This is a genomic window from Saccharopolyspora sp. NPDC000359 (assembly GCF_040300525.1).
Taxonomy (GTDB): Bacteria; Actinomycetota; Actinomycetes; order Mycobacteriales; family Pseudonocardiaceae; genus Saccharopolyspora.
In genome coordinates, this window is record NZ_JBEPDU010000054.1 from 41031 (window position 1) to 47656 (window position 6626).

4 protein-coding genes are annotated in these 6626 nt (G+C 70.6%); 1 reads left to right on the forward strand and 3 read right to left on the reverse strand.

Annotated elements, in window-relative coordinates:
• Positions 1-300: 300 nt before the first annotated feature.
• Together ABT324_RS27770 and ABT324_RS27775 are read right to left on the reverse strand one after the other, a co-directional pair.
• Positions 301-3144, reverse strand: coding sequence for a penicillin acylase family protein (locus ABT324_RS27770; protein ID WP_351183422.1), 2844 nt, complete (start codon positions 3142-3144; stop codon positions 301-303).
• A gap of 95 nt (positions 3145-3239) precedes the next feature.
• Positions 3240-4316, reverse strand: coding sequence for a LysR family transcriptional regulator (locus ABT324_RS27775; protein WP_351183424.1), 1077 nt, complete (start codon positions 4314-4316; stop codon positions 3240-3242).
• 496 nt (positions 4317-4812) lie between these two features.
• On the opposite strand from ABT324_RS27775, the gene ABT324_RS27780 reads away from it, so the two are divergent.
• Complete coding sequence (locus ABT324_RS27780; protein ID WP_351183426.1) at positions 4813-5397, forward strand: hypothetical protein; 585 nt, start codon at positions 4813-4815, stop codon at positions 5395-5397.
• Positions 5398-5492: 95 nt separating this feature from the next.
• Here ABT324_RS27780 and ABT324_RS27785 read toward each other — a convergent pair whose 3' ends face one another.
• Entirely contained in the window at positions 5493-6356 is an 864-nt protein-coding gene (locus ABT324_RS27785) for a fumarylacetoacetate hydrolase family protein (RefSeq protein WP_351183428.1), read from the reverse strand.
• Between the last annotated feature and the right edge of the window lie 270 nt (positions 6357-6626).

Here is a 6626-nt window from a genome sequence, read left to right on the forward strand (position 1 = left end):
CACCACCCAGCGGAAACCCCACCCCCTGCGTGAGCGATCCCCGGCCCCGACCTGTTTCACAGTTTCAATTGAAACTGCGGCTCCCACGGCGTGTCGCGCCCGACACACCGCCGCGAGTCGGAACTACCGCGATTCTAATGGAAATCACACGTCTGGTTTCCATCGAAGTTGCGGGACACCGGGACCGGAAAACGCATCGGAACACCTCCGCGGACGACCGAACCCCTTCGAGACCGGGCTCGCGGAGCCCCATCCGTGCGGTAGGGCGGAGGAACTGCCGGGGTGGCGGTGGGGTTGGGGTCAGCGGGGGCGGTGGGCGGGGAACTCGACCACCTGCTGGTAGGTGGGGCGGTTCTGCCAGCTGATCTTCTCCTGCGCGATGCCGCCGATCTTGCTGTGCACCAGGGCGTCGGCGCACCACTGGTCCCCTGGCTCACAGTCCGCGTCGCCCGGGTAGGTCTGCTCGACCGGGGTCTCCGCCGCTTGGCGCAGGGTGTCCAGGAGCACCTGGCGGCACGCCGTCGCGTCGCCACCACCGCACAGCGGTTCACCGAAGCCGCCCGGCACCTGCTCGCCGAGCACCGCGCGGATGTCCTTGGACACCTGGCCGAACCAGCCGAACTGGAACGCCGAGCCCTGGTGGCCCTGCCCGACGTGCAGGTCCGGGTCGCCGTTCTGCCAGCCCGAGGGCGATTCGTTGATCTGCATCATGCCGGTCAGCGCCCGGTAGGCCGGTGCGCCCAGCGACGGCTCGAACTGGCCTCGCACCAGCCGCGGCCACCACGCGTCCAGCAGTTCGATGGCCTCGGCGTGCTCGTAGCGCCGGCTGCCCGGTTTCGCCTCGACGCGCCGCCCGCCGTCGGCCAGCCAGGTCCGCAGCCGGTTGACCAGCTCCGCGGTGCGCGGGTCGGTGACCGGTTCGCGGTCGATCAGGCGCAGCAGGTCCGGCAGGACCCGTTCGACGCGGAGGTCGGTGACGCCCGCTTCGGCCATCGCCTGCGTCAGGGTGGCGCGGTTGAACTTCCCGCCCGCCTCGATGCGCTCGCGGACGCGGGCGTCGAGCAGGTCGCCGCGCTGCACCGCGTTCTTCTCCGCCCGGTCGCCCGCGGTTCCCGGTGCCTGCTTGTTGTTCCAGCTGGTGTAGTAGTCCTGGTTGATCGAGTTCGGGTGCTGCTCGAAGGGGGCGAGGTCCACGGTGTTGTCGGCCGGGTTCCAGCCCTGCCACTCGTAGGCCGGGTCGGCGGCGATCGGCATGCTCGGGTCCACCGCGGGTCGGCGCACCACGTTGGCGCCGGAGTTGAAGTAGGCGGTGTCGTCGGCGTCGGCGTAGAACCAGTTGAAGGTGAAGTTGATGTCGTGCGCGGCGCGCTGGAAGTCTGCCGCGGAGGTGATCGCACCGGGGTCGTTGAACTCCTGGAACCCGATGATCGAGTCCACCTCGTGCAGGAATGTGGAGCGCGCCAGGGCGAACGCGACCGGTTTGCCGTCGGCGGTGGCGCGGTGGGTCACCGGGCCGTACGCGGTCCGGAACGACACGAGCCGGTAGGAGCCTTCGGGCGTTCCGTCGCCCAGGTTCGGCTGCCAGGCGTTCTCCCGCTCGACCAGCTGCATCGGCAGGCACTCGCCGCGGAACAGGTACCCGTTGGAGTCCACAGTGGCTGGACCACCGCCGGGCTCGCACAGCTCGACGGCGTAGGTGTCGATGATGTCCTGGGACGCGGTGGTGGCGCTCCAGGCGTAGTCCTGGCCGCGGCCGAGCAGGGTGTAGAAGCTCAACCCGGCGAACGAGGCGCCCTTCGACGAGATGCCGGGCCCCTGCAGCTCCTGCAGGGTGAGCAGCTGAGGCGCGAAGTAGCCGGTCTGCGGCCCGAACACAGCGACCGGGTGCCCGCTCTCGGTGTGCGCACCGGAGACCACGAGCGCGTTGGACATGCCGCGCGGCTCGCCCATCCCGGCCGGGAACAGGCCGTCGGAGAAGATGCCGCGCAGGCTCTCCACCGGGTCGTCGGTGGTCGGCGCCGGGTTGCGGCTCTCCGGGCGGGCCGTCCCGGCCGCGGGCTGCGCCGCTGATCCGGTGGGGTCGAAGACGAGCTGCTGCGCGACTACCGAACCGGGATCGGGCAGCACCACGCCCTCCGGGTCCTGCGGCGCCACGCCGTACGGGAACGACCGTCCATCATGGATGGTGCTGGTGGCCTCTGGGTCGTTCTCGGCGCGGAAGGCCTTCCAGACCTCCTCACCGCGCTCCGGCCCGAACCGCTCGTGCAGCGCCATCCGGGCGACGGCGTTCTGCACCTCGTTGCCGCCACCGCCGCCGAACTGGGCACCGACCAGCGAGGCGAGCACGACCAGGTCGGTCAACTCGAAGGGTTCGATGCGGCCCGCGTTGGTGATCGGGTCGACGTGCCCGGTGGCCACGTACTCGCCCGGGAAGTAGCGGCCCCGGTGCGACTGCTCGATGTAGGCGTTGATGCCGTCCACGTAGGACTGCGCGTCGGCCAGCGCCTGCCGACCTCGTTCTCCCCGGGTGGCCACGGAGTCGATCTGCTGCTGCAGCTCCTGCTCGGTGTAGGGCGAGGTGGCGAAGAACCGCTGCTCCAGCTCGCGGTTGGCCGGTGCGCCACCGGCGAACGGGGTCACCTCGCCGCGCCCGGCCCGGCGCATGGCGTCCATCAGGAACAGCTTGTCCTCGGCGGTGGCGTAGCCCGCGCCGAACGTGGTGCCGGAGCGGGTGGTCCCGTAGATGTGCGGGATGCCCGCGGTCCTGTCCCGGACGATGGTGACGTCCTCGCGCGGCTGGTAGCTGCGCTCGACGTCGTCGGGCCGCACGCCGAAGGAGTTGTCGTTGAAGAACTCGGCGATCGTGGTGGTGGTCAGCTCCGAGTAGCCGCCGACGAGCGCGTCGTACTCGGCCAGCTGGTCGTCGGAGTGCGCGGGGCGGGAGCCCAGCAGCATGTGCGCGACGAGCTCGGCGAAGGTGGCGTTGCCGTTCTGCCCGGGCGGGAGGATGTGGTGGCACTGCTCGCGGCAGTAGTCCGGCGCTGGTTCGGGCTCCGGTGTGGCGACGGCGGGCGGTGCGACCAGCACGGATGCGATCGCGGCCGCGGCGGCCAGGGCGGCGGTGGGACGCGAACGTCGCAGCATGCCAGGTCCTCCCGGTCGATCTTCGCGACCAGGACGCTAACCACCCGGCAACGGAATTGAAAGACTTTCACGTTCTACTTGCCCCGAACGGCGCATCACATCGCCACGGCGGGCTGGTGCTCCCCGCTCTTCCACTTCGCGTTCTCCAGCTCCAAGGCACCCCACAGCAGGTTCAGCGGGTGGTCGGCGCTGTAGGACTGCCGCTCGCCGCGCCGCGTGAAAGCGCCGACCAGCACGTGCATCCTCGGGCCCACGTCGTTGACCAGGTCGACGGTGCGTAGCCCGCGCCCCTCGGGCAGCCGCCCGTCGTCGGCGGCCTCCCCCACCCCGCGGGTGACGATCATGCAGCCGTGCAGCAGCTCCGAGCGCAGCAGGTCGAAGCCGTAGCGCACGTCGTCGATCTCCGCGGCGATGTCCAGCCGCCCCCGGCAGTCGGCGCCGAACCACCCGCGCAGGAACCCGGAGATCAGCCCGCTGGCCGGGATCACCAGTGGCAGCGAGTGCAGCTGGCTGGCCAGCATCGGCCGGTTCGGCAACTGGCCGGTGGACAAGTTCGTCACCAGGCTCAGCCCGCTGCGCCGCCACTCCAGCACGTCCACATCGGCCAGTGCGTTCTCCCCCGGCTCACCGACCAGCACGCTCCCGCAGACCAGGTCCGCCTGCTTCGTCCGCAATGCACTGATCAGTTCCCGAGTTCGCAGGTGCGTCACGCGCAAGTCCACGCCCCGCTCGGCGAATTCCGCCGCCACGTGCTCACCGGCATTGGCGAGGAAACCCAGGGTGAACCGGGTGGTGCCGACAGTGATCGTCTCGCCGCGCAGCCGACGTGATTCGTGCACCCCGTCGAGCCAGTCCCGCAGCGTGTTCCGTGCGATCTCCACGAAGGCCTCGCCGGATTCGGTGAACAGGACGTTCTTCCCCCGCCCCTGCTTGACCACCAGCGGTTCACCGCACAGTTGCCTGAAGTTCCGGTTCAGCGTGTCCAGCTGCTTCTGCACGCTCGACTGCTCGCGCCCCAGCGCACGCGCGGCGGCCAGCGCGGTTCCGACCTCGTGCACCAGCACCAAGGTCCGGAGTTGGTCCATAGTGGTGTCCAGCAGCGCGCCTGGTGACTCGAGCAACCTGCTGCGCAGGTCGATCGTGGACAAACTGGCGGCCCCGACTAACGGCACGGTCTGCACCCTTTCCGTCTGCTGTTCGCAGCCGGAGTGTAGTGCGCCGAACTGATCTCCACTCCAGAACAAATGATCTGCGGAATTCTTCGCCGAATCGCTGGAAACTCCGCGCGGGGTGGTGCAATGATCTGCCTCGCCCCAAACGGCGGTCCCCTTGGCGATCGCCCCGGCACGGCGTGTCGCCGGCCGGCGGATTCGGGGCAGTTCGCACGGACGCAGGTGCGCGGATGCGTGAGCCGCCGCCTGCCCTGGAGAGGATTCGCGAGCACCATGCGCAGCACCACCGTCGCGCCGCCCCGTGGCGCGACGACAGAGGACGCCTTCCCACGCAGTGCGCGGGCCCGCACTGCGCAACCCGGAGCCGGGGATCGCCGCACGGCGATCCACACGTGGTCCCCGGCCGCCGGGCGCTCCCTGGCTGACCGGTGACGGTGCCGCGGACCCCCGCGGAAATCCCCCCTATTTTGATGTCCTGGCAAGGAGAAACCAAGTCGTGACGTACCAACAGACCGCTCCCCCGCAGGCGGCCTCCCCGGCTGGATTAAAGCGCCCTGGCACGCTGCTGGCGTTCGTCATCGCCGGTGCCGTGTCGGCGCTCGCCGGCATCGTGGCCGCCATCCACATGCTCTCCGGTGGGCCGGGTCTCGCCGAGCAGTACGCGACCGACCTGATCAACGCGGCCCCCGAGTCGATCGGGGTGGACGAGCTGCTCGCCCTGACCGGCGGCGAGTCGACCGGTGACGCCATCCAGACCCTCAAGGACATGGGTTTCTGGGAGGACATCGTCGCCACGGCCAGCGCTGAGCTGTCGCTGAAGTCGATCCTCGCGCTCGTCTTCGTCGTGCCGCTGCTGCTGTTCACCCTGCTGGCGATGAAGGCGGCGACCTGGGCACGCGTCCTGGTCACCATCTTCGCCGTGCTGGCGCTGCTGCCGCACCTGATCCTGGCGATCTCCGTCGGCCTGCCGGTCGAGCAGGGCCTCGGCTTCACCGGCCTGGCCACCTCGGTGCTCGCGGTGGTCCTGGCCTGGCTGCCGGCGAACAACCGGTTCGCGAAGGCCCGCAAGCTCGCTGCCTGAGCCAGCGGACAGCGTCGCACTGGGGGTCGGCGCTGCGGGCCTCCGCGCCCGGAACAGGAACGGCCCGGCACCTCGCGTGCCGGGCCGTTCCCGCGTCAGGCCCGCGCCAGCTGCTGGCGCTGCCTGCCCAGGCCCTCGATCTCCAGCTCCAGCACGTCACCGGCGGCCAGGTACGGGAACCGCCCGGACATGGCGACCCCCTCCGGGGTGCCGGTGTTGATCAGGTCACCTGGCTCCAGCGTCACGTACTGCGACAGGTGTCGGACGACCTCGCCCACCCCGAAGACCATGTCCGCGGTGCTGGAATCCTGCCTGACCTCGCCGTTGACCCACGTCCGCAGCCGCAGCGCCTGCGGATCGGCGACCTCGTCCGCGGGCACCAGCCACGGGCCGACCGGGTTGAACGTCTCGGCGCACTTGCCCTTGGACCACTGCCCACCGGAGTGCTCCTTCTGGAAGGCCCGCTCGGAGACGTCGTTGGCCACCACGTACCCGGCGACGCACTCCAGCGCCTGCTCGGCGCTGTCCAGGTAGCGGGCCCGGCGACCGATCACCACGCCGAGCTCGACCTCCCAGTCGACCTGCTCGGCACCGCGCGGGATCAGCACCTCGTCGTGCGGTCCGACGACGGTGTTCGGGTGCTTGAGGAACAGGATCGGCACTTCGGGCGGCGCCGACCCGGATTCCGCGGCGTGCGCGGCGTAGTTCTGCCCGATGCACAGCACGGCCATCGGCCGCGCGATCGGGGCACCGACCCGCAGGCCGCTGCCGTCCCCGGCGTCGTCGACGGCGGGCAGCTCACCGGCGACCAGCGCGACCCGAGCCCGCTGGATGCCGCCGTCGGCCAGGAACTGCCCGTCGATGTCCGCGGTGATCGGACGCAGATCGAACAGCCGGCCCTGGTCGTCTGCCACGTGCGGTCGTTCCGCCCCGGCGGGGCCCAACCTCAGGAACCTCATCTCACTCCTTCGCATCTCGGGGTGCTGCCGCGTCGGCACCGGCGAGGCCGGGTGCGGCCGGTGCGGCTCGGCAGCCCTAAGACCATCCACTGGAAGACGCGGCGAAGCAAGACCCGTCCGGGGAGTGGTCAGGAGCGGTGCAGGTGCCGGGTGACCGCGCTGAGACCTGCGGCGACGGCGCGCAGCTGGTCGCGGTCGAGCGCGTCGAGCAGGTTCGCGCGCACCGCCTCGACGTGGCCGGGCGCCGCGGCGCGCAGCCGCTCCCGGCCC